19 protein-coding genes are annotated in these 19,974 nt (G+C 59.8%); 7 read left to right on the top strand and 12 right to left on the bottom strand.

Annotated elements, in window-relative coordinates:
* Positions 1-114: 114 nt before the first annotated feature.
* The 6 genes from AC6I8I_RS19005 to AC6I8I_RS19030 are packed head-to-tail and all read left to right on the top strand — an operon-like array spanning position 115 to position 6,713.
* Complete coding sequence (locus AC6I8I_RS19005; RefSeq protein ID WP_312054170.1) at positions 115-1,710, top strand: ABC transporter substrate-binding protein; 1,596 nt, start codon at positions 115-117, stop codon at positions 1,708-1,710.
* Positions 1,710-2,720 carry an ABC transporter permease gene (locus tag AC6I8I_RS19010; protein WP_312054168.1) on the top strand — a complete coding sequence of 337 codons (1,011 nt, stop codon included), beginning with the start codon at positions 1,710-1,712 and terminating at the stop codon, positions 2,718-2,720. Before AC6I8I_RS19005 ends, AC6I8I_RS19010 begins: the two co-directional genes overlap by 1 nt.
* Positions 2,717-3,616, top strand: coding sequence for an ABC transporter permease (locus AC6I8I_RS19015; protein ID WP_497828192.1), 900 nt, complete (start codon positions 2,717-2,719; stop codon positions 3,614-3,616). The genes AC6I8I_RS19010 and AC6I8I_RS19015 overlap by 4 nt, the downstream gene beginning before the upstream one ends.
* Entirely contained in the window at positions 3,617-4,456 is an 840-nt protein-coding gene (locus tag AC6I8I_RS19020; protein ID WP_312054164.1) for an ABC transporter ATP-binding protein, read from the top strand.
* On the top strand, positions 4,453-5,193 hold the full coding sequence (locus AC6I8I_RS19025) for an ABC transporter ATP-binding protein (protein ID WP_312758764.1): 741 nt from the start codon (positions 4,453-4,455) through the stop codon (positions 5,191-5,193). Before AC6I8I_RS19020 ends, AC6I8I_RS19025 begins: the two co-directional genes overlap by 4 nt.
* Entirely contained in the window at positions 5,190-6,713 is a 1,524-nt protein-coding gene (locus AC6I8I_RS19030) for a serine hydrolase domain-containing protein (protein ID WP_497828193.1), read from the top strand. Before AC6I8I_RS19025 ends, AC6I8I_RS19030 begins: the two co-directional genes overlap by 4 nt.
* A gap of 21 nt (positions 6,714-6,734) precedes the next feature.
* Here AC6I8I_RS19030 and AC6I8I_RS19035 read toward each other — a convergent pair whose 3' ends face one another.
* From AC6I8I_RS19035 to mntP, 11 genes are all read right to left on the bottom strand, one after another.
* Positions 6,735-7,571 carry a fumarylacetoacetate hydrolase family protein gene (locus AC6I8I_RS19035; protein WP_312054160.1) on the bottom strand — a complete coding sequence of 279 codons (837 nt, stop codon included), beginning with the start codon at positions 7,569-7,571 and terminating at the stop codon, positions 6,735-6,737.
* Positions 7,572-7,684: 113 nt separating this feature from the next.
* Positions 7,685-8,506, bottom strand: a complete 822-nt coding sequence (locus AC6I8I_RS19040) for a M55 family metallopeptidase (RefSeq protein WP_312054159.1) — start codon at positions 8,504-8,506, stop codon at positions 7,685-7,687.
* Positions 8,503-9,564 carry a DmpA family aminopeptidase gene (locus AC6I8I_RS19045; RefSeq protein ID WP_312054158.1) on the bottom strand — a complete coding sequence of 354 codons (1,062 nt, stop codon included), beginning with the start codon at positions 9,562-9,564 and terminating at the stop codon, positions 8,503-8,505. Before AC6I8I_RS19045 ends, AC6I8I_RS19040 begins: the two co-directional genes overlap by 4 nt.
* Before the next feature lie 2 nt (positions 9,565-9,566).
* A complete protein-coding gene (locus tag AC6I8I_RS19050; protein ID WP_312054157.1) occupies positions 9,567-10,448 on the bottom strand; it encodes an ABC transporter permease subunit in 882 nt (293 codons plus the stop codon).
* Positions 10,449-10,457: 9 nt separating this feature from the next.
* A complete protein-coding gene (locus AC6I8I_RS19055) occupies positions 10,458-11,378 on the bottom strand; it encodes an ABC transporter permease (protein ID WP_312054156.1) in 921 nt (306 codons plus the stop codon).
* An 84-nt stretch (positions 11,379-11,462) separates the two neighbouring features.
* A complete protein-coding gene (locus AC6I8I_RS19060; RefSeq protein WP_312054154.1) occupies positions 11,463-13,007 on the bottom strand; it encodes a glutathione ABC transporter substrate-binding protein in 1,545 nt (514 codons plus the stop codon).
* A gap of 22 nt (positions 13,008-13,029) precedes the next feature.
* Positions 13,030-14,892 carry an ABC transporter ATP-binding protein gene (locus tag AC6I8I_RS19065; protein WP_312054152.1) on the bottom strand — a complete coding sequence of 621 codons (1,863 nt, stop codon included), beginning with the start codon at positions 14,890-14,892 and terminating at the stop codon, positions 13,030-13,032.
* 16 nt (positions 14,893-14,908) lie between these two features.
* The gene (gene dgcA, locus AC6I8I_RS19070; protein ID WP_312054150.1) at positions 14,909-15,874 is read right to left on the bottom strand and encodes an N-acetyl-D-Glu racemase DgcA; all 966 of its coding nucleotides are present in this window, start codon (positions 15,872-15,874) and stop codon (positions 14,909-14,911) included.
* Position 15,875: 1 nt separating this feature from the next.
* Positions 15,876-16,883, bottom strand: coding sequence for an N-acetyltransferase DgcN (gene dgcN, locus AC6I8I_RS19075; RefSeq protein ID WP_312054148.1), 1,008 nt, complete (start codon positions 16,881-16,883; stop codon positions 15,876-15,878).
* Between the two features lie 249 nt (positions 16,884-17,132).
* Complete coding sequence (gene azuC, locus AC6I8I_RS19080) at positions 17,133-17,210, bottom strand: stress response protein AzuC (RefSeq protein WP_122983632.1); 78 nt, start codon at positions 17,208-17,210, stop codon at positions 17,133-17,135.
* Positions 17,211-17,329: 119 nt separating this feature from the next.
* Complete coding sequence (mntP, locus tag AC6I8I_RS19085) at positions 17,330-17,905, bottom strand: manganese efflux pump MntP (protein WP_031377046.1); 576 nt, start codon at positions 17,903-17,905, stop codon at positions 17,330-17,332.
* A gap of 317 nt (positions 17,906-18,222) precedes the next feature.
* Here mntP and AC6I8I_RS19090 point away from each other — a divergent pair, with 317 nt between their 5' ends.
* Positions 18,223-18,465 carry a DUF1158 domain-containing protein gene (locus AC6I8I_RS19090; protein ID WP_312054145.1) on the top strand — a complete coding sequence of 81 codons (243 nt, stop codon included), beginning with the start codon at positions 18,223-18,225 and terminating at the stop codon, positions 18,463-18,465.
* Here the strand turns inward: AC6I8I_RS19090 and pdxR are convergent.
* Positions 18,455-19,927 (bottom strand): MocR-like pyridoxine biosynthesis transcription factor PdxR, encoded by a 1,473-nt coding sequence (gene pdxR / locus AC6I8I_RS19095; RefSeq protein WP_497828194.1) that lies wholly within the window; start codon positions 19,925-19,927, stop codon positions 18,455-18,457. The genes AC6I8I_RS19090 and pdxR overlap by 11 nt on opposite strands.
* Positions 19,928-19,974 lie beyond the last annotated feature (47 nt).

Below are 19,974 nucleotides of genomic sequence, written 5' to 3' on the forward strand. Positions count from 1 at the left end.
CGCGCTGAAACCGCATGAGATTTCTATTAATCCTCTGCTCAGGGTGGGATGTCAAGACAATAACGCGACGTTACAGCTTAACTTTACATTTATAATCAATTACTTGGAGATAGCATGGTCACCAGAAGACGTTTTCTCGCAGGATGCAGTGCCGTTCCCGTGGTTTGCTGGCTGAGCCAGAATTCGGCCTTCGCCGCCGCCCCCGCCAGCATGCTGGTGATGGCAATGCAGCTGGACAATATGACCAGCCTCGACCCACATGAAAGCTTCGAAGCGACCGGCGGGCAGATCTGCGGCAATCTCTATCAACGTCTGGTGATGGCTGACCCGGTACAGGCTGATAAAGTGATTGGCCAGCTGGCGAAAAGCTGGCAGGTCAGCAGCGACAGCCGCGTCTTTACCTTTTTCCTCGATCCCGCAGCGACCTTTGCCGATGGATCGGCCGTGACGGCGGAGGATGCGGCTTTTTCCCTGCAACGCATCGTCAAACTGGATAAGAGTCCGGCGTTTATTATCAATCAGTTCGGCTTTACAAAAGAAAACGTCGATCAGCGGGTGACGGCAAAAGATGCGCATACGCTGGAAATGACCCTTGAGGCGCCCGCCTCTGAAACCTTTCTGCTCTACTGCCTCTCCGCCACCGTCGGCAGCATTGTGTCGAAGCAAGCCTGTCTGGCGAATCAGCAGCAAAATGACCTCGGTAATGGCTGGCTGAAGCAGCATAGCGCCGGGTCTGGTGCCTTTACACTGCGCGGCTGGAAAGCCAGCGAAAGCGTAATTCTCGAACGCAATCCCCACTTTGCCAGCCCGAGCACCATCAAACGGGTGATCCTGAAACATATTGCCGACCCGGCTGCCCAGGCGCTGATGCTCAAAAAAGGCGATGTCGATGTGGCTTACGATCTCACCACCGAACAGCTCAAACCGCTGACTCAGGATGCCAGCGTCGCACTGGTCAGGCAGCCGCTGTCGGCGATTATGCTGATCTCCTGCAACACTACGCATCCCGAACTGGCAAAGCCGCAGGTCTGGCAGGCAATCAAGTGGGCGCTGGACTATGACAGCATCCAGAAAAATATTCTGGCGCTGACCTACACCGTGCATCAGAGCTTTTTGCCGCTAGGGTTTCCTGCTGCACTCGACGACACACCGTTTCATAAAGATGTCGGCAAAGCCAAAGCGTTGCTGGCGGAAGCGGGTTATCCGGATGGGTTTGAAATCACGCTCGACCACTATTCGATGCAGCCTTATCCGGATATTGCCCAGGCGGTTCAAACCCAGCTGGCGGCAATTGGCATTAAGGTGTCGCTGATCGCCTCTGAAAATCGTCAGGTGCTGACCAAAATGCGCGCCCGTCAGCATCAGCTGGCGATCACCTCCTGGGGCGCGGATTACTTCGACCCCAACTCCAACACCGAAGCGTTCTGCGTCAACACCGATAACAGCACTAACGCACGTAACCGTACGCTGGCGTGGCGCTGCGGCTGGTCTGACGATCGGTTCAACCAACTGACGCATCAGGCATTGCATGAAAGCGACGCCGCGAAACGCATCGCGCTCTATCAGCAAATTCAGCAGCTCGGTCGTGAAAAGAGCCCGTTCATTTTTATGATGCAGCAGGTACAAACCGTGGCCAGCACCAAAAACGTCTCGGAGGTGCATCTTAGCGTGCTGGAGCAGTGGCCTTATCAGCAGGTGAAAAAAGCCTGATGCCGGCGTTAAAACAGGGCCTCAATACGCTGGGCAGCCTGATGCTGACGCTATCTGGTCTGGCGGTGCTGACCTTTTTCATTGGCAGAGTCATGCCCACCGATCCGGTGCTGGCTGCGGTCGGTGATAACGCCCCCCAGGCAGTGGTGGAACGGGTGCGGGCGGAGATGGGGTTGGATCAGCCGCTCTACGTCCAGTTTGGGCACTACCTCAATCAGCTGCTGCACGGCGATTTGGGGCGTTCGGTGCTGACCTCGAATCCGGTACTCAGTGACATTGCGCGCTTTTTTCCGGCCACCATGGAGCTGGCAACCGCGGCCATTATTCTCGCGGCGCTGACTGGCATTCCGCTCGGCGTGTGGGCTGCGGTGCGCCAGCATTCATGGATTGACCAGACTATTCGCGTGATCTGCCTTGCCGGTCACTCCTTACCGGTGTTCGTGCTGGCGCTGCTTAGCCTGCTGCTGTTTTACGCGGTGCTGGGCATCGCGCCGGGACCGGGGCGGCAGGATATTATCTGGCAGGATATGGTGCCGCAGGTGACCGGTTTTCTTACCATCGATTCGCTGCTGGCGGGAGAATATGACGCCTTTTGGGACGCGCTGGCGCATATGGCGCAGCCGGTACTGATCCTCGCTTATTTCAGCATGGCGTACATCACCCGCATGACCCGCACCTTCATGCTCAATGCATTAAGCGGTGAATTCGTCATTACCGCTCGCGCCAAGGGATTATCTTCGCGACGCGTGATCTGGCGGCACGCCTTTCCGACGGTGGCAGTGCAGCTGGTGACGGTACTGGCGCTGACTTACGCCGGGCTGCTGGAGGGCGCGGTAGTCACTGAAAATGTCTTCTCCTGGCCCGGCCTTGGCCAGTATCTCACCACCTCACTAATGAATGCCGACATGAACCCGGTGGTCGGCGCAACGCTACTGGTGGGGGCGGTGTACGTGCTGCTGAATCAGCTGGCTGACCTGCTCTATCGACTTTGGGATCCTCGCGTAAAATGACTTTTTTCTCCCGTAGCTGGCTGCTTGATGACAGCCCCGCGAATCGCCGTCAGGCGGTGTGGGGCCGTCGCTATCGCCTGTGGCTTAACCTGCGCAGTAATCCGCTGGCCGTCGCCGGTCTGGTGGTGATTCTGCTGATGCTGATGCTGGCGCTGTTCGCGCCGCTGCTGAGCGGCGGTGAGCCGGGTGCGCAACATCTGGAAAACCGCCTTGCCGCTCCGTCAGCGGAGCACTGGCTGGGTACGGATGAACTGGGACGCGATGTCTGGACCCGCATTATCTATGGCGGGCGCACCACGCTCGGTATGGTGATTGCCGTGGTGTTGCTGACGGCCCCACTCGGCCTGCTGATTGGCTGCGTTGCCGGCTACTGCGGCGGCGTGATCGACAAAGCGCTGATGCGCATCACCGATATCTTCCTGGCGTTTCCGCGTCTGATTCTGGCGCTGGCGTTTGTCGCCGCGCTGAAGCCGGGCGTCGAAAGTGCGATTCTGGCCATCGCCCTGACTTCCTGGCCGCCCTATGCCCGGCTGGCCCGCGCCGAAACCCTGCAGTTTCGTCACAGCGACTTCATTGCCGCCAGCCGGATTACCGGCGCGTCACCGCTGCGCATTATTCTGCGTCACATTATGCCGCTGTGCGTGCCCAGCCTGATTGTGCGCGTCACGCTGGATATGAGTTCCATTATTATCACCGCCGCCAGCCTGGGCTTTCTCGGGATGGGTGCCCAGCCGCCTTCGCCGGAATGGGGCACGATGATCGCCACCGCGCGCCGCTTTTTGTTCAGTGAATGGTGGGTGCCGCTGATGCCCTGCATCGCTATCTGTCTGACTTCGCTGGCGTTTAATTTTCTGGGCGACGGTCTGCGCGACGTCCTCGATCCAAAGGAGCGCTAAATGCTGGTTGAAATTGAAAACCTGCGCGTGGCCTTCCGCAGTCGCAGCGAAACCGTGGAGGCGGTGCGCGGCGTCAGCTTCAGCGTCGGCAAAGAGAAGTTTGCCATCGTCGGTGAAAGTGGCTCGGGTAAGTCGCTCACGGCCCGCAGCCTGATGCAACTGCTGCCGGGCCAGGCGGAGGTGAGCGCCGATGTGCTGCGCTTTGACGGCATCGACCTGCGCGGTGCCAGTGAAAAAGTGATGCGCACCCTGCGCGGTAAGCGCGTCGGGTTTATTCTGCAGGACCCCAAATATTCGCTTAATCCGGTGATGACCATTGGTCAGCAAATCGCTGAAGCCTGGCGGGAGCATAAAGGCGGTAACCGTCGAGCTGCGATGCTGGCGGCCATCGGCCTGCTTGAACAGGTGAAGATTCATGATGCGGCAGCCGTCGCGAAACGCTATCCGCATGAAGTTTCAGGCGGGATGGGTCAGCGGGTGATGATTGCGATGATGCTGGCCCCCGATCCCGAACTACTGATTGCCGATGAACCCACCAGCGCGCTAGACGCTACGGTGCAGGCGGAGATCCTCAAACTGATCGATGAACTGGTGTCCGCCCGCGGTATGGGGCTGATTCTGATCAGCCATGATTTACCGCTGGTGTCGCACTTCTGCGACCGGGTGGCGGTGATGTATGCCGGTCGGATTGTCGAGCTGCTGAATGCCGGCGAACTGCATCAGGCGCGCCATCCCTACACCCAGGGACTGCTGGCCTGCCTGCCTTCCCTGCGCCATCCACGGGCGCGTTTACCAGTATTACAACGCGATGCGGCCTGGCGCGGTGAGGAGGCGACATGATAGACATTGATGATTTGCGCGTCGCCTTTGCCGGGCAGGAGGTGGTGAAAGGCGTGAGTTTTACGGTGGCTAACGGCGAAAGCTTTGGTCTGGTGGGCGAAAGCGGTTCGGGTAAATCGACCATTCTGCGCGCGCTGGCCGGACTGAACCACGCCTGGCGCGGCCGCATGACCTTTGGCGGTCTGGCGCTGGATGCGCGTCGTGGCCGCAATTTTTATCGTCAGGTGCAGATGGTGTTTCAGGACCCTTACGGATCGTTGCATCCCCGTCAGACCCTTGACCGCATCCTGCACGAGCCGCTGCTGGTTCACCGTATCGATCGCGCCGAGCAGCGTATCAGTCAGGCGCTGAATGAAGTGGGATTGCCCGCCGCACTGCGCTTTCGTTATCCGCATCAGCTGTCTGGCGGCCAGCGCCAGCGCGTCGCTATCGCCAGGGCGCTGATCGCCGAGCCGGAAGTGCTGTTACTGGATGAACCGACCTCCGCGCTGGATGTGTCGGTGCAGGCGGAAATCCTCAACTTGCTCAGTGATTTGCGTACTGAACGTAAATTAACCTACATTATGGTGACACATAATCTGGCGGTGGTGGCGCACCTGTGTCAGCGGATTGGCGTAATGCAGCACGGTAAAATGGTCGAGCAGTTAAGCACAGACGACCTGCGTGCCGGGCGTATTCAGCATCCGCACACTGCCCAACTTTTTGATCTCAGCATGACGCTTGAGGAGCCGGCATGACAGCCCACTGGCAACGCGCAGCAGACGTCGCCCAACAGATTACCCAGCGCTGGCAGCAGCCTGGTGCGCCCGGCGGCGCAATCGTGCTGTTTGATGCCGGGCAGATACACAGCGCCCACTGCGCCGGACTGGCGGATCTGGCCCAGCAAACCCCGTTCAGCCTCGATAGCGTGGTGCGCGTCGCCTCGATCACCAAGCATCTGTTTAGTGCGCTGGTGACCGGCCCCGGCCGCCATTACCTATCGCTTGAGGATAAACTGGTCGATCATCTGCCGCAGCTACAGGGCGCAAACGGCCAGGTTACCGTCGGTCAGGCGCTGGATATGAGCAGCGGCCTGCCCGATACCCGCGAAAGTCTGTCGCTGCTGGGATTGTCACTCTATAACGCCACCCAACCTGACGTGCTGCTGCGTTATATCGCCAGTGAGGGCGCGCTGAACTATCCGCCAGGCAGTGAGATCTCTTACACCAATACCGGTTACCGGCTGGTGGAGGCGGCGCTGAATGCCAAAAGCGTCAGTTTTGATGCGCTGCTGCAACAGTATATCTGCGATCCGCTGGGCATTGAGCTGACCGCCGCTGACAGCTGGTTTGACGTGGTGCCGGGGCTGGTGCCGGGGTACTGGCATGATGGTCAGCGCTGGCTGCTGGCCAGTGCCGGACTGCATCTCTCCGCCTCCGGCAGCGTGGCGGGCAGCCTGCGTCACCTGACGCGCTGGCTGCAATCTCTGCTGGCCGACAGCGGACCGGGCACGGGCGTACTGCAACGTCTTAGCGCCCCGCGCCTGCTGACCGATGGGCGCACCAGCGGCTATGGCCTTGGGCTGACCAGCAGCACGCTTGGAAGTCAGACGGTGTTTGGTCATGGCGGCTCACACGCCGGCTATAAAAGTTATTTTCTGCTGCATCCGGAGTTGCGGCTCGGGGTGGCACTGGTTTCCAATCGGGAAGATACGGTGACCTCAGAAAATGCCCTGCGGGTGATGGCGGCCCTGCTCAATCGCTCTTTACCGCAACAGGGTCACGATCTGCGGCCAGGGCTGTATGTCGCTGAGGCACCCCAGGCGGACTGGCTGGAGATCGCTGGCGACACCGCGACCTGGCTCGGCGCGAGCGACACGCTGCGGCGTGATGAGGTGCACGGCGATGCCATTTCACTCTCCAGTACCTTTCCGCTGCGATTGCGCCAGCAGGGCACGGCGGTTGTCGGCGAGATCGGTCATGTCGCCCGGCGCTTTCTGCCGGTGCAGCCAGATGATGCTGACATAGCGGCGCTACAGGGTCGCTGGTATGCGCCAGCACAGCAGGCAGAACTGCAGGTGACCGGCGATCGTCTGACGATGGGAATCGGCCCGGCAGCACAGACCGCCACGCTGCGGTCGCTGGGGCAGGATCGGGTACTGGCCAGCGGCAAAGATGGCCCGTGGCAAAAACGCTTTGTGATTCAACGTCACGAGGACCGCATCCGGCTCCAGCTGAGCCGGAGCCGGGTGGTCACTTTTCAGCGCTCACCCGAATGAAGCGGGCGGCCACTGTCGCGATCAGGCAATGGTATTGCGCAGGCGGCCGATCTTCTCAATTTCGACTTCGACCACATCGCCGGAGAACATAAACAGCGGCGGGGTGCGTTTTTTACCGACGCCACCCGGCGATCCGGTAATAATCACATCGCCGGGCGACAGCGGACTGAAGGCCGAAATATATTCAATAATTTTTGCTACCGGGTGCACCATACTGCCGGTGGTATCATTCTGCACTTCCCGTCCGTTTAGCCAGGTTTTGATCGCCAGCTGCTGCGGATCGGGGATGACATCCGCAGTGGTCATCCACGGGCCAAAGCCGCCGGTCTGCGGCCAGTTTTTGCCGGCGGTAAACCAGGTAAACTGCATGTCGCGCACCGTTGCATCCATAAAGCAGCTGTAGCCCGCCACCGCCTCCAGCGCGTTGGTGGCGCTGACCTGATGGGCTGCTTTGCCGATGATCACCGCCAGCTCACCTTCAAAGTCGAACTCCTGAGTAGTAGCAGGCTTTTGCAGCGGCTGCTGATGCCCGGTGAGCGAGTCGGCGAAACGCACAAACAGCGTCGGCGCATCGAGCGTCTCGGCAAACTCTTTTCGTTTATCGGCGTAGTTCATCCCGACGCAAAACACCTTGCCCGGGTTCTCAATTACCGGCAGAAAGCGGATGGCGCTAAACGGATAATCGACCGGCACGGCGTGAAAAGCGCTGAGATCGGCCAGCGATGAACGGGTCAGAAAGGTTTTGAGATCCGGGCAGGCGGAACCGAACCGCAGACCCAGATCGACCACGCCCTCCTCCAGCACGAGGCCGAAACTTTTTTTGTCCTGGTCAGGAAGATAAAAACTGCAAAGCTGCATTGCTGCCTCGTTGTAATCGCGTATTTTCAGATTTTACTGAGCAAAGAGCCGCGCAGGGTAACAAATGTCGCGCAGAAAATCGTACAGAGTTCTGCTCATCGGATCTCCGGTGTTTAATTCTGGGTGCTGGCGAGGTAAGAAAATGCACTGAGTAACCCGATCAGCGTTGCCATCGCGTCAGCCTGATAACCGACCGTGACCGCATCGAGCCGCGTCACGCCGGGGATCAGGCTGAACAAATCGGCCAGCACCGGTTTACTGGCCTGCAGCCGCAGCTGATACGGCGCGGTCAGTAACGAGACTGGCTGGCGGTCAGCGCGACGCACCGCCTGTTCAGCCGCCGTGCGGATTGCCTGCTGCGCCGCCTGCGGACTGAGTGATTCAGCGCAGGTGTGGGAAATCGCCCGTTTTACCGCCACATAATCCACCGCAGGATAGTGCTCGCCGATCCAGCGTTGCAGACAATCGTCGCCGCTTACCAGCCACAGCGGGGTACCGTACTCTGCGGCGACGGTGGCATAGAGATCGCTCTCTCCCATCACCCGACCGTTGACCTCAATACGCCAGAATGCCCGCCCGTTGATGGTGTGTGCCAGCACGCCAGCTTCGCCGGCGGCGCTGTGAAAGCCAATAAACATCATGCCGTCGAAGCGTTGCTGTTGCAGCCCCTCCACCATCGACAGGCCGCGCGGTTTACCCTGTACCAGCCGGGCGCGGCTGTCGATCTGCTCTGCCCGCAGGTTGGTCATCTGCGCATGGCTGTCGGCCACCACCACCTCGGTTGCTCCGGCGGCAAAGGCCCCGTCGATGGCGGCATTCACCTCCTGCTCCATCAGGCCGCGTGCCAGCTGATGTTCGGCATGGCCCGGCGCACACTGTTCCGGGCGCATCACCCCGGCAATTCCTTCAATATCGGCAGAAATAAAAATTCTCATCGCATCGCTTCTCCGTGTGAAACCAGCTGATCCAGCACCTCAGACAGCGCCGGACGATGATGACCGCGAAAGCCGGTCACTGCAGTGGCGCAAAGTAAGGCATCCAGCACCGCCTGCTCGGTGGCATCCGCCGCGGCGGCCAGCAGCGGCTCCAGCCTCGCATCGTCAGGTGGCTGGGGTGACGGCTGAGTGGAAAAGGCGACGGCAATATCTCCGGAGCCGTGACCCCAGTAGCTGCCGAGACGGCCTAAACCGGCCCCGGCCCGACGCGCCAGCCGTTTCAGCTGACGCGCATCCAGCGCCGCATCCGTCGCCATGATGATAATGATCGAGCCGGCATCCCGCTGAGGTGCCAGTTCGGGCAACAGTGGCGCAATCATCTCGCCGAGGCGAACGCCGTCCAGGGTTAATGCCGTCAGCGCGCCGAAGTTAGCCAGCACCAGTACCCCGAGCGAAGCGTTAAGCGGTTCAATGCAACGTGAAGCTGTGCCAATCCCGCCTTTCAGACTGAAACAGCTCATGCCGCGACCGGCCCCGACGCTGCCACGGGCAAACTCCACGCTGGCACTCGCCATCGCCTGCTGCGCCATCGTTTCAGTGATCGCCAGCGCCTGAATGTCGTTGAGCCAGCCATCGTTGCACTCCAGCGCCAGCGGATTCACCGTGGGTAAACTGCGGCCCAGCTCGGGATTGCGCCGGATAGCATCCCGTACCAGAGTGGTGAACAGCGTGCCAACGGCCAGCGTGTTACTGAGCAGAATCGGCGTTTGCAGCAGCCCTAACTCCTCCAGCTGCACCAGTCCTACCGGCTTGGCAAAGCCGTTAAATACCGCCGCGCCACAGGGTAGCGGCTGACTAAACAGGTTATCGCCCGGCGGCATGATCGCCGTCACCCCACTCTGTTGCTCACCCTGATCCAGCGTAAAATGGCCGACGCGCACGCCTGGCACATCGCTGATCCGATTGTGTTCACCTGGCGTGCTGCGCGGCAGGCCAAGCTGACGCTCGCTGCGCCAGCGTTGTAGCAGCACATCACGCTGCATCTGTTGAAAATTCATCCTCAGCTCTTCAGTTTCGGGTCCAGCGTGTCTCGCAGGGCATCGCCCAGCAGGTTAAACGCCAGTACGGTGATAAAGATCGCCAGCCCGGGAAAGACACTGACGTGCCAGGCACCCGCCATCATCATGCTGCGACTCATGGCAAGAATGTTGCCCCATTCCGGCACATCCGGCTCCGGTCCGAGGCCGATAAAACTTAACCCGGCGGCGGTGAGAATGCTGGTGCCGATACGCAGGGTGAAATAGACAATAACGTTAGGCAGCGTACCCGGCAAAATATGGCGCAGCAGAATCACCCGATCCGGCGCACCGGCGCAGCGCACTGCTTCAACGTAGGCCGCCTGCTTTAGCGACAGGGTGGAGGCCCGTACGATGCGCGCAAACACCGGCACGCTGAATACCGCGACGGCAATGATCACATTGTTCAGACCAGGCCCAAGAATCGCCACCACTGCAATTGCCAGCAGCATGCCCGGAAAAGCGAACAGCACATCCGAGCCGCGCATGATCAGCATATCTACCCAGCGGCCGTAGTAGCCAGCCAGCAGGCCCAGCACGATCCCCACCAGCATGCCGAGCGTGACAGAGACCACGCCGACGTAGAGCGAGATGCGCGCGCCGTAGATAATCCGGCTCATCACGTCGCGCCCCAGGTCGTCGGTGCCCATCCAGTGCGCGGCGGAAGGCGGCGCTGACAGGGCCATCCAGTCCGGTGCCATCGGATCCCAGGGTGCCAGCCAGGACGCGAATAGCGCCACCAGCAGCAACAGCAGCACAAATCCGCCAGAGACCAGCGCCAGCGGGTTACGCACCAACGCATGCAGAAAATCGCGCCACGGCGACCGAATCGCTTCCGGCACCGCAACAGAGAGAGTTTCGCTCATCAGCGTCTCCTATTTCAGACGAATCGCGGGATTGACCACCGCGTAAAGCAGATCAACCAGCAGATTGATGGCGATAAATTCGAACACGAACAGCATCACCAGCGCCTGGATCACGGGCTGATCCTGCGACTTGATCGACTCGATCAACAACCAGCCCAGTCCGGGCCAGTTGAAGACGCTTTCGACCACGATCGATCCCCCCAGCAGAAAACCAAACTGCAGGCCAAGCATGGTGATCACCGGGATCAACGCATTACGCATCACGTGTTTCCAGGTGACCAGCCGCTGACGTAAACCTTTCGCCCGGGCGGTGCGTACGTAGTCCTCCTGGGCGACTTCAAGAAACGCCGAGCGGGTGAAACGCGCCATCACCGCGGCGACCGACGAGCCGAGCGTAATCGCAGGCAGGATCAAATCGGATGGCTGACTGAAGCCACTGACTGAGAACAGGCCAAACGGCATGGCGACGAACTGAATCAGCAGCAGTCCGAGCCAGAATGCGGGCATTGAGATCCCGCCAACCGCCAGACTCATCAGCGTCCAGTCGAGCCACTTGCCACGCCGCAACGCCGCGATAACGCCGAGCATCAGGCCCAGCAGCACCGACCAGCTGAAACCCGCCAGCGCCAGCCACAGCGTGGGCATAAAGCCCTGCCGGATCACCTCGGTTACCGGCTGTTGAGTGCGATAGGTGACGCCCAGGTCGCCGCGCAGCAGGCCCGCGATCCAGTGCAGATACTGCTGCGGCAGCGGATCGTTAAGGCCGAGATGCTGACGGGCAGCTTCCACCGCCTCGATTGGCGCATCCGGCCCGGCATAGATGCGCGCCGGATCGCCTGGCAGCAGTTTAATAAAGCCAAAAACCAGTAATGAAACCACCAGCAGAACCGGGATCATTTCCAGCAGTCGTCGGAGGATATAGGCGAACATGGCGATCCTTTCGGTTGACTCAGTGAAAGCCGCTATGCACGGTTGCCCGCTGGCGCTATCAGCGGCGGGCGGCCGCACACTCACTTATTCAAACGCGGCCTGGTTAAACAGCAGGTTACCGTCCGGCAGCATCGACACGCCGTTCAGCCCTTTGCGTTTGCCGACTAAGTTATCGGGCGTACCAAGGAAGGCGATGGGGGCCGCTTTCCACAGCAGGGTCTGCGCCTCAGCGTAAGCAGCGGCGCGTTTTGCCGGGTCGGCGGTAGCCAGTCCGCCGGCGATCGCTTTATCCACAGCCGGATTGCTGTAATAGGAGACGTTATAGGAGGTCGGCACCCAGGATTCGGTGGCGAACAGCGGACGCAACGCCCAGTCAGCATCGCCGGTTGAGGTCGACCAGCCACCGTAATAGAGGTCAAACTCCGCCTGCTTTGGATCCTTCACACCCCACAGCTTCGCGTTGCGGCTACCGGAATCCATCGGGGTGACCGTGACGCGGATACCGACCGTCGCCAGTTGCGCCTTCAGGAACTGCGCAGCCCGGACGCTGGCCGTGGCATTGGTACACCACAGTTTAAGGTCCAGTCCCTGACCGTAACCCGCCGCCTGCAGCAACTTTTTGGCTTCATCCGGCGCATAGCGATAGTTGGGCTCACTCTGTGGCTGATAGAACTGGACACCCTCGGGGATGGCTGAACGGGCGGGCGTGCCCATTCCGGCGAAACCGACTTTCAGCCACAGCGAGCGGTCGATGGCGTAGTTAATCGCCTGACGAACCCGCACATCAGCCAGCGCTTTGTGTTGGGTATTGATCGCCATGTAGTAGAGGTAAATGCTGGGATCGCGCTGAATAGCCAGCTTCGTGTCGCTCTGCACCGTGCCAATCAGGTCTGACGGCAGCGGATAGATCGCATCAACCTGGCCGGACTTCAGTGCCGCCACCCGGGTCGCATCTTCCGGACTCGGCGAGAAAATTACCTTGTCGACTTTCGGCCAGCCGGTTTTCCAGTAGCCGTCATATTTCACCATGCTGACGGTTTTGCCCGGCTGCCACGCCACAAACCGGAACGGACCGGTGCCGACCGGATGCAGCCGCAGCTGCGCCTCCTGCGGATACTGGCTGAGGATCGCCGGGCTCCACATCACCGCTGATGGATGCGCCAGCGTATTAATAAACGCACCAAATGACTGGTTAAGGTCGATCTGCACTTTATCGGGTGCCAGCACGGTAACGGTTTTAATCATGCGATACAGGCTATTACGCTTCAGCCCTTTGCTCTGGTCGGCCAGGCGATCGAGGTTGGCTTTCACCGCCTCCGCATTAAAGGGGGTGCCATCCTGAAACGTCACGCCCTGCCGCAGCGTGAGGGTGAACCGGGTAGCATCTTCATTACTGGTGTAGCCGGTCGCCAGCCAGGGGGTTAGCGTCATTCGGGCATCGAACTGGAACAGACGTTCGAAAATGCCGCTTTGCACCGAGTAGCTGATGTTGTCGGAGGTATCGTGCGGATCCAGACCGGTAATATCGGCATACATTGAAATGCGCAAATCCTGTGCCTGCGCGGCGACGGTGGCCAGAGACAATAGCAATCCCGTGGCAAGAGTAGTGCGACGTAATAATGGCTTCATGGTGTCTCCTGGTATTGATGAATTAACGCAACAAAGGGGATTCGGCCACCCAGTGATCGGGCGCGACCTGGCGGTAACGGTTTTTTTCTACCGTCTCTCCTGCCCTGCGCAGCGGCGAGGGGATTTCACTGTCATCAAACTGACGAACCGGACGGCTGAGCGGATCGGCCACCGGCACCGAGGCCAGCAGTCGTTGGGTATAAGGATGCTGTGGCTGGTTAAACAGTGACTGACGCGGGCCAATCTCGACAATCTGCCCGAGGTACATCACCGCCACACGGTTGGCGATGCGTTCCACCACGGCCATATCGTGCGAGATGAAAATCCATGCCACGCCGGTTTGCTGTTGCAGATCCATCATCAGGTTCACCACCTGTGCCTGTATTGACACATCCAGCGCGGACACCGCTTCGTCGGCGATGATCACTTTGGGCCGCAGCGCCATGGCGCGGGCAATGGCGATACGCTGACGCTGACCGCCGGAAAACTCATGGGGATAACGTTGGGCGTGCTCAGGGGACAGACCGACACTTTTCAGCAGTGCCTCAACCTGCGGTGTGGCTTCGCTGAGCGAGGAGACCAGCCCGTGCAACAGCAGCGGTTCGGCAATGGTGAAGCCAACGGTCAGCCGGGGATTGAGTGAGGCATAAGGGTCCTGAAACACCATCTGTATTTCACGACGCAGCGGCTGAAACTGCGCCTCCTTCAGCGTGGCGATTTCGTTGCCCTGAAAATAGATGCTTTCCGCCTCGCTGGTCAGCAAACGCATCAGCGCCCGTCCGGTGGTCGATTTACCGCAGCCACTTTCACCGACAATTGCCAGCGTTTCACCTGGCCACAGCCTGAAGTCAATCTGCTCCACCGCGTGAACCCGATGCGTCAGCGCTGAGAAAATGCCGCTTCGAACCGGGAAGTACACTTTCAGGCCGCGCACGTCGAGCAGCGGCTGCTGGTCATAGCGGGCGGTTTTCTGGCTGCCGGCGGGCGTCGCGGCCGCGCCCAGCAGCGGGAAACGTTGCGGCCAGGCATGCTCGCGCATATCACCCAGCTTCGGCACCGCGGCTAATAACGCTTTGGTGTAGTCATGCTGAGGCGCGCTGAAGATCTCCGCTACCGGGCCCTGTTCGACCACGTTACCGCGATACATCACCACCACCCGATCGGCGACCTCTGCCACCACGCCCATATCATGGGTGATAAACAGCACCGCCATCTGCTTCTGCTGCTGCAAATCGCGCAGGATGTGCAGGATGCGCGCCTGAACGGTGACATCCAGCGCGGTAGTCGGCTCATCGGCGATCAGCAATTGCGGATCGCAGGCCAGCGCCTGCGCAATCATTACCCGTTGCCGCATGCCGCCGGAGAGTGCGTGCGGGTAACTTTTCATCACCCGATCAACATCTGCTATCCGTACCTGCTGCAGCAATGTTCGGGCCCGCGCTGTCGCCTGCGCGTTATCGCACAGCTGGTGATCGCGCAGCGCCTCCGTCAGCTGGTCGCCTACCCGCAATACCGGATTCAGCGAGGTCATCGGCTCCTGAAAGATCATTGCCATTTCGCGGCCGCGCAGCTTGCGTCGTTGTTCTTCGCTGAGGGTGCTGAGATCGTGCTGCTTACCGCTGCGATCGCGAAACAGAATTGAGCCGCGTTCGGTGCGCGCTGAGGCGGCTAACAGCCCCATAATGGCCAGAGATGTAACAGATTTTCCCGATCCGCTTTCCCCCACTACCGCGACGATTTCGCCAGGGTTGATCTCAAACGAGATGCCATTCAGCGCCCGGTGTACGCCGCTGCGTCCGCGGAAACTGACGCAAAGATTGTCAATGGTGAGAACCGGCGCAGCGGCACTCCGGGCGGTCGGATTAAGAGAAGAAGTGTCCGTCATCGTTGCTCCGGGTGCGTTAAAGCCAGATACGGCCTTGCGAATACGAGAGGAAGGGCGAGCTGTCAGCCGCCAGCCAGATTGGCCCATCAAGATCGACATACTCTGCGCCGATTGCTACCGGCAGTGCCGCCTCCATCGCCAGCGATGAGCCAAGCATGCAGCCCACCATCAGGCGCATGTGCTGCTGTTGGGCGGCGGCCACCATCGCCAGCGCCTCCGTCAGGCCGCCGCACTTGTCGAGCTTGATGTTGATCATTTCGTAGCGATGCCGCAGCGCGGCGATATCCGCCACGGTATGGCAGCTTTCATCAGCACAAACGGGAATCGGATGGGGAAAATCCAGTAACTCGCTATCCTGACCCGCTGGTAAGGGCTGCTCAATCATGGCGATGTCATACGCCTGCAGGGCGGTGAAGAGCGAAGGCAGATCGAGACCGTGCCAGGCCTCATTGGCGTCGATAATCAGCGTCGCCTCGGGAGCAGCGGCGCGGATGGCCGCCACTTTCCCGACAATGTGCTGGTGGTCGAGTTTGATTTTCAGCAGCAGTGCGCCCCGTGATACGGCGTCCGCGGCGGCACTCGCCATGCGTTCAATGCTGTCCAGACTCAGGGTCTCCGCTGTTACCACAGCATGTGGCTTTTCACGGCCGGTTTGCTGCCAGAGCGTCTCTCTGGCCCGGGCGGCATTGAGCCGCCACAGGGCACAGTCCAGCGCGTTGCGCGCCGCGCCTGCCGCCAGTCGATTCTGTAACGCCGCACGGCTCAGTCCGGCTTCGATTTCGCTTTGCAGTGCCGCCAGCTGCGCACTGACGCTGGCGATACTTTCGCCGTAGCGCGGCGTCGGCGTGCACTCGCCGAGACCAATAAAACCGTCCTGCTCCAGCGTGACGCGAATCACCGTGACGGCAGTGCGGGTGCCGCGTGAAATTGCAAAGGGCTTCGCCAGCGGCAGTTCAGCCACCGCGATCTGCATGCGGCGCATCTCAGCCACGTTCCTGCAACAGTGCCGCGATGGCATCAATACCAAACCGCACCGGATCGGTAGCCGGCACGCCAAATTCTGCACTGACCTGTGCGCAATAGTCGCGGGCCTGCTGTTCACCGTAACCGGAGGTGTTGAGGGCGAATCCGGCCAGCTTCACCTGATCACTGGTTACGCTGGCCGCCCGCAAATTGGCTTCCACACACTCTGCCAGACTGACCATCGGCTGATGCGGCAGGTGGCGCATATGCGGACGTCCCATCTCATGACACATCACCAGCCAGTGCGGCTGCGCACCGTGAATCAGCCCCATGCTGACGCCCGCATAAGAGGGGTGAAACAACGAGCCCTGACCTTCGACAATATCCCAGTGATCGTCTTCATTCGCCGGTGACAGCGCTTCGGCGGCCCCGGCGATAAAGTCAGCGATCACTGCATCAATCGCGATACCCTCACCGGCTACCAGAATGCCGGTCTGGCCGGTGGCGCGGAAATCCGCCTTCATGCCGCGATCGCGCATCGCCGCTTCCAGGGCCAGTGAGGTGTACATCTTGCCAACAGAGCAGTCGGTGCCCACCGTTAGTACCCGTTTGCCGCTACGTTTTTTACCGCTGCCGACCGTCAGTGCTGGCCGCATATGGCGGATATCAAACAACGCCACCCCGTGTTCTGCCGCCAGCGCCACCAGTTCCGGCTCATCGGCCAGACGATGGTGCAAACCGCTGGCCACGTTCAGGCCCGCTTTAATTGCGCCGGTCACGGTTTCAAGCCAGTGTGCCGGTAGATAGCCACCGGCATTAGCGGTTCCCAGTACCAGCGTTTTCGCACCGCGCGCTTTGGCACTGACAATGTCCAGCGTCTCAAGTCCCAGACTGACGGTACAGCCGGGCAGGGACATTTCGCCAACGCACTGTTCCGGACGCCAGACCTGAATGCCGCGCGCCGTTTTCGCCGCCAGCGGATCGGTGACATCGCCAAGGAAAAGTAGATAGGGTTGAGGGATCAGCATGACGTTTCTCTTTTTCAGACAGGTGATAGGGCCTGAGCTGAATATTTCATGCGGATGACAGCGAGACGAATGCTTGTTTAATGCTGGGGTATAACCTGAGGGTATAGTCAGAGGCGACGCTTATGACAACAGCCGATAAGCGAATCAGAACAGCAGAATGAGGCTAACCAGAGAGGCTGGAACAGAAGAAAAAGTGATAATCATCGGTCGATCCCTGACCGCGATTATCGAGGGTTTCTTGCGGAGTGCTTAGTACATCGCACCCGGCGGTACGTGTTTGAAGGTCTCGACGTAAGCGCGGAACACGTAGTTAAAAATGCGTTTCATGTGACACCTGATGCAAAATTAGTTGAAGAAATACGCGAAAAGTATAACTTCAGCGCGTTTTATCGGCAATAAATTTTGAACCGGATCACAAAATTGCGCTTTTTATGCGCAAAAAGCCGTTAAGCAGCCTGACCAAGATGCTGCAGCAGGATGGTCGCACCGACGGCTATCAACACCAGACCGCCGAGCACTTCCGCCCATTTGCCGAGTACCGGACCAATAAAGCGTCCCACCAACACGCCGGTGGTGGCCATAACGGTGGTAGCGGCCCCGATGGTCAGCGCAGTGGTAATAATGTTGACCTGCAGGAAGGCCAGGCCCACACCGACCGCCAGCGCATCAAGGCTGGTCGCCACTGCGGTGGTGGCCAGTACCATAAAGCCATGGCTTTGCGGCGCTTCGCAGGGTTCAGCGACGGCGGTCTGACGAAAACCTTCCATCATCATCCGCCCGCCTAAAAACGCCAGCAGAATAAAAGCGATCCAGTGGTCCCACGCCATGATGTAACGACTGGCGGCCAGGCCAAGCGCCCAGCCAATCAGCGGCGTTAAGGCTTCGATTGAGCCAAAAATCAGACCGGTGCGCAGCGCTTCTTTAAAACCAGGACGATGCAAGGTGGCACCTTTGCCCAGTGCAGCAGCAAACGCGTCCATCGACATACCCAGGGCAAGAATTAAGGTGGCAATAAAGGTCATGATTTATTCACCTGGGGCGAAAAAGCGGCAATTCACGCTGTATTCACCACACAAAGTGTTCAGTAATGAAAAAGTGCGCGCAGTCTACCACGCAACCGCAAAGATAAAAAGACAGTAAAATCATGGATTTAAGTATAGCCAAGGCTATAACTTTTATCATTCGCTATGTTTCGCGCTAAGTCGATGGTGGCAAAGCATTTTCTGATGGTTTTCCGGGCGGATTTCGGGCTTGTCTGGCCGCAGCGTCTGCATTCCCTGATTGAACCCCAGCGCGGATTGCCGGAAAATGCCCGGCTTATTATTACCGGATGCCCGTTATGAATAACCCTTTTGAAACGTTAATCGTGCCTGGCGGCATTTTGCTGTTGGGGTTTCTCTCTGCCCTGCTGCTGCCTGCGCCAGCCTTTAGCCTGTCAATGGCACAGCACCTGCAGCAGATGCTGCATTTGCAGGATCTTAACCAGCTCTACACCCTGGTGTTCTGTATCTGGTTTTTACTGCTGGGCACGGTGGAGTTTTTTGTGATTCGCTTCGTCTGGCGTCGCTGGTTCAGCAGCTGAGTCGGGCGGTATGCGCATCGACCAGCGCTTTCAGGCGGGCTGCGCTGCGCGCATAGCCGTCTCGCGGTAACTGAGCCGCTCCGAGCAGCAGTCCGGCGCAGCGTTGTTCGTCGCGCTGATACCAGATCGACAGCGGTGACGGGGCCATACCATAGGCCAATGCTTGCTGCGCAATCAGCCGATCCGGCGTACCGGCCGGCAACCTGACAATCACCGACAGCCCGGCACGTTGCACCGCGGGAAAATGGGGTTGCAGAGCGGCCATCATCTGCTCCAGTCGTTCATGGTAGACCCGCTTCATGCGCCGCAGATGCCGCATGAAGTGCCCTTCCCGCAGGAACACCGCCACCGCATCATGAAGCAGTCCCGACGATGCAGGGGCTAACAGCGCACTGACATCCGCAAAGCGCGAGACCAGAGCGGGTGGCGCCACTAAAAAGCCGAGCCGCAAGCGCGGCGTCAGCGATTTGCTGAAGGTGCCGATATGCAGCACCCGGCCCTCACTGTCGAGCGCCGCCAGCGCCGGTGCAGCCCGGTGGCCGGGCTGCAGTTCGCCCAGATAATCATCCTCAATGATCCAGCGCTGCTGGCGGCTGGCCCAGTTAAGCAACGCATGGCGGCGTGCCGGCGACATCGTTACGCCGAGCGGTGCCTGCTGGCCCGGCGTGACCAGCGCAAACGCCGCATCCGGTGCCCGCGCCAGACCTTCCTCAACCTGCAAACCTTCGGCGTCGACCGGCACGGCAACCGGCCTTACCCGCAGGGTTTCTATCGCCCGCCGGGCGACCATAAAGCCTGGATCTTCCAGCCACGCCTGTTTCCCCTGAAAATCCATTGCCAGGCCAATCAGGCCCATCGCCCCGGCATAGCCGTTGGTGATAAAAATTTGATCGGCATGACAGCGTACCCCGCGCGCCACCGCCAGCCAGGCAACCAGTGCCTGACGCAGTGCCGGCGTGCCGCGTGGATCGGGGTAACTGGCCGGTTTACCGACCAGCGCCCGTGTCTGACGTTGCAGAATGCGCAGCCAGACTTTGGCCGGAAAGCTGTCGCTGGCCGGGATGCCCATCTGGAACGTCAGGGGCGGCGAGTCGTCATTCTCTTCGCCCTCGCGCAGTGACAGCGGTACTGCATGCACACCAGCCTGCACTTTTGCCTGTGCACCAGCCGTCTCACTCAGCATCGGCAGCGGGTTCACAAAGGTGCCGGCCGCGCCCCGGGTCTGCAGAAACTGGCGATCCACCAGCATGTCATAGCTGGCGCGCACCGTACCGCGTGCGACGCCGAGCTGGGCCGCTAAATCACGGCAGGAAGGAAGCCGTGCGCCCGGCGGCAAGCGCCGATCGATTATTGCCTGCTCAATCTGCTGCCGCAGCTGCTCACTCAGTCCCCGCGCCTGCCCGCGTTTCAGCGTTAGCGTAGTGAAGATCGATGGGCCAGTTAAATCGTCATTTTTTGGCACTTTTACTGTTCCATGGAAAAACCGACAATCGCCTCAATCCACATCAA

The sequence above is a fragment of the Pantoea sp. X-Soil-YNGN-775 genome, from assembly GCF_059730575.1.

What these genes read in the sequence shown, in the direction of transcription:
- AC6I8I_RS19035 (WP_312054160.1), bottom strand. Translation starts at nt 7,571, where the DNA reads ATGCAGCTTTGCAGTTTTTATCTTCCTGACCAGGACAAAAAAAGTTTC.
- AC6I8I_RS19090 (WP_312054145.1), top strand. Translation starts at nt 18,223, where the DNA reads ATGAATAACCCTTTTGAAACGTTAATCGTGCCTGGCGGCATTTTGCTG.
- AC6I8I_RS19020 (WP_312054164.1), top strand. Translation starts at nt 3,617, where the DNA reads ATGCTGGTTGAAATTGAAAACCTGCGCGTGGCCTTCCGCAGTCGCAGC.
- AC6I8I_RS19030 (WP_497828193.1), top strand. Translation starts at nt 5,190, where the DNA reads ATGACAGCCCACTGGCAACGCGCAGCAGACGTCGCCCAACAGATTACC.
- AC6I8I_RS19025 (WP_312758764.1), top strand. Translation starts at nt 4,453, where the DNA reads ATGATAGACATTGATGATTTGCGCGTCGCCTTTGCCGGGCAGGAGGTG.
- AC6I8I_RS19005 (WP_312054170.1), top strand. Translation starts at nt 115, where the DNA reads ATGGTCACCAGAAGACGTTTTCTCGCAGGATGCAGTGCCGTTCCCGTG.
- AC6I8I_RS19010 (WP_312054168.1), top strand. Translation starts at nt 1,710, where the DNA reads ATGCCGGCGTTAAAACAGGGCCTCAATACGCTGGGCAGCCTGATGCTG.
- AC6I8I_RS19065 (WP_312054152.1), bottom strand. Translation starts at nt 14,892, where the DNA reads ATGACGGACACTTCTTCTCTTAATCCGACCGCCCGGAGTGCCGCTGCG.
- AC6I8I_RS19055 (WP_312054156.1), bottom strand. Translation starts at nt 11,378, where the DNA reads ATGTTCGCCTATATCCTCCGACGACTGCTGGAAATGATCCCGGTTCTG.
- AC6I8I_RS19050 (WP_312054157.1), bottom strand. Translation starts at nt 10,448, where the DNA reads ATGAGCGAAACTCTCTCTGTTGCGGTGCCGGAAGCGATTCGGTCGCCG.
- dgcN (WP_312054148.1), bottom strand. Translation starts at nt 16,883, where the DNA reads ATGCTGATCCCTCAACCCTATCTACTTTTCCTTGGCGATGTCACCGAT.
- AC6I8I_RS19045 (WP_312054158.1), bottom strand. Translation starts at nt 9,564, where the DNA reads ATGAATTTTCAACAGATGCAGCGTGATGTGCTGCTACAACGCTGGCGC.
- mntP (WP_031377046.1), bottom strand. Translation starts at nt 17,905, where the DNA reads ATGACCTTTATTGCCACCTTAATTCTTGCCCTGGGTATGTCGATGGAC.
- azuC (WP_122983632.1), bottom strand. Translation starts at nt 17,210, where the DNA reads ATGAAACGCATTTTTAACTACGTGTTCCGCGCTTACGTCGAGACCTTC.
- AC6I8I_RS19040 (WP_312054159.1), bottom strand. Translation starts at nt 8,506, where the DNA reads ATGAGAATTTTTATTTCTGCCGATATTGAAGGAATTGCCGGGGTGATG.
- dgcA (WP_312054150.1), bottom strand. Translation starts at nt 15,874, where the DNA reads ATGCGCCGCATGCAGATCGCGGTGGCTGAACTGCCGCTGGCGAAGCCC.
- AC6I8I_RS19060 (WP_312054154.1), bottom strand. Translation starts at nt 13,007, where the DNA reads ATGAAGCCATTATTACGTCGCACTACTCTTGCCACGGGATTGCTATTG.
- AC6I8I_RS19015 (WP_497828192.1), top strand. Translation starts at nt 2,717, where the DNA reads ATGACTTTTTTCTCCCGTAGCTGGCTGCTTGATGACAGCCCCGCGAAT.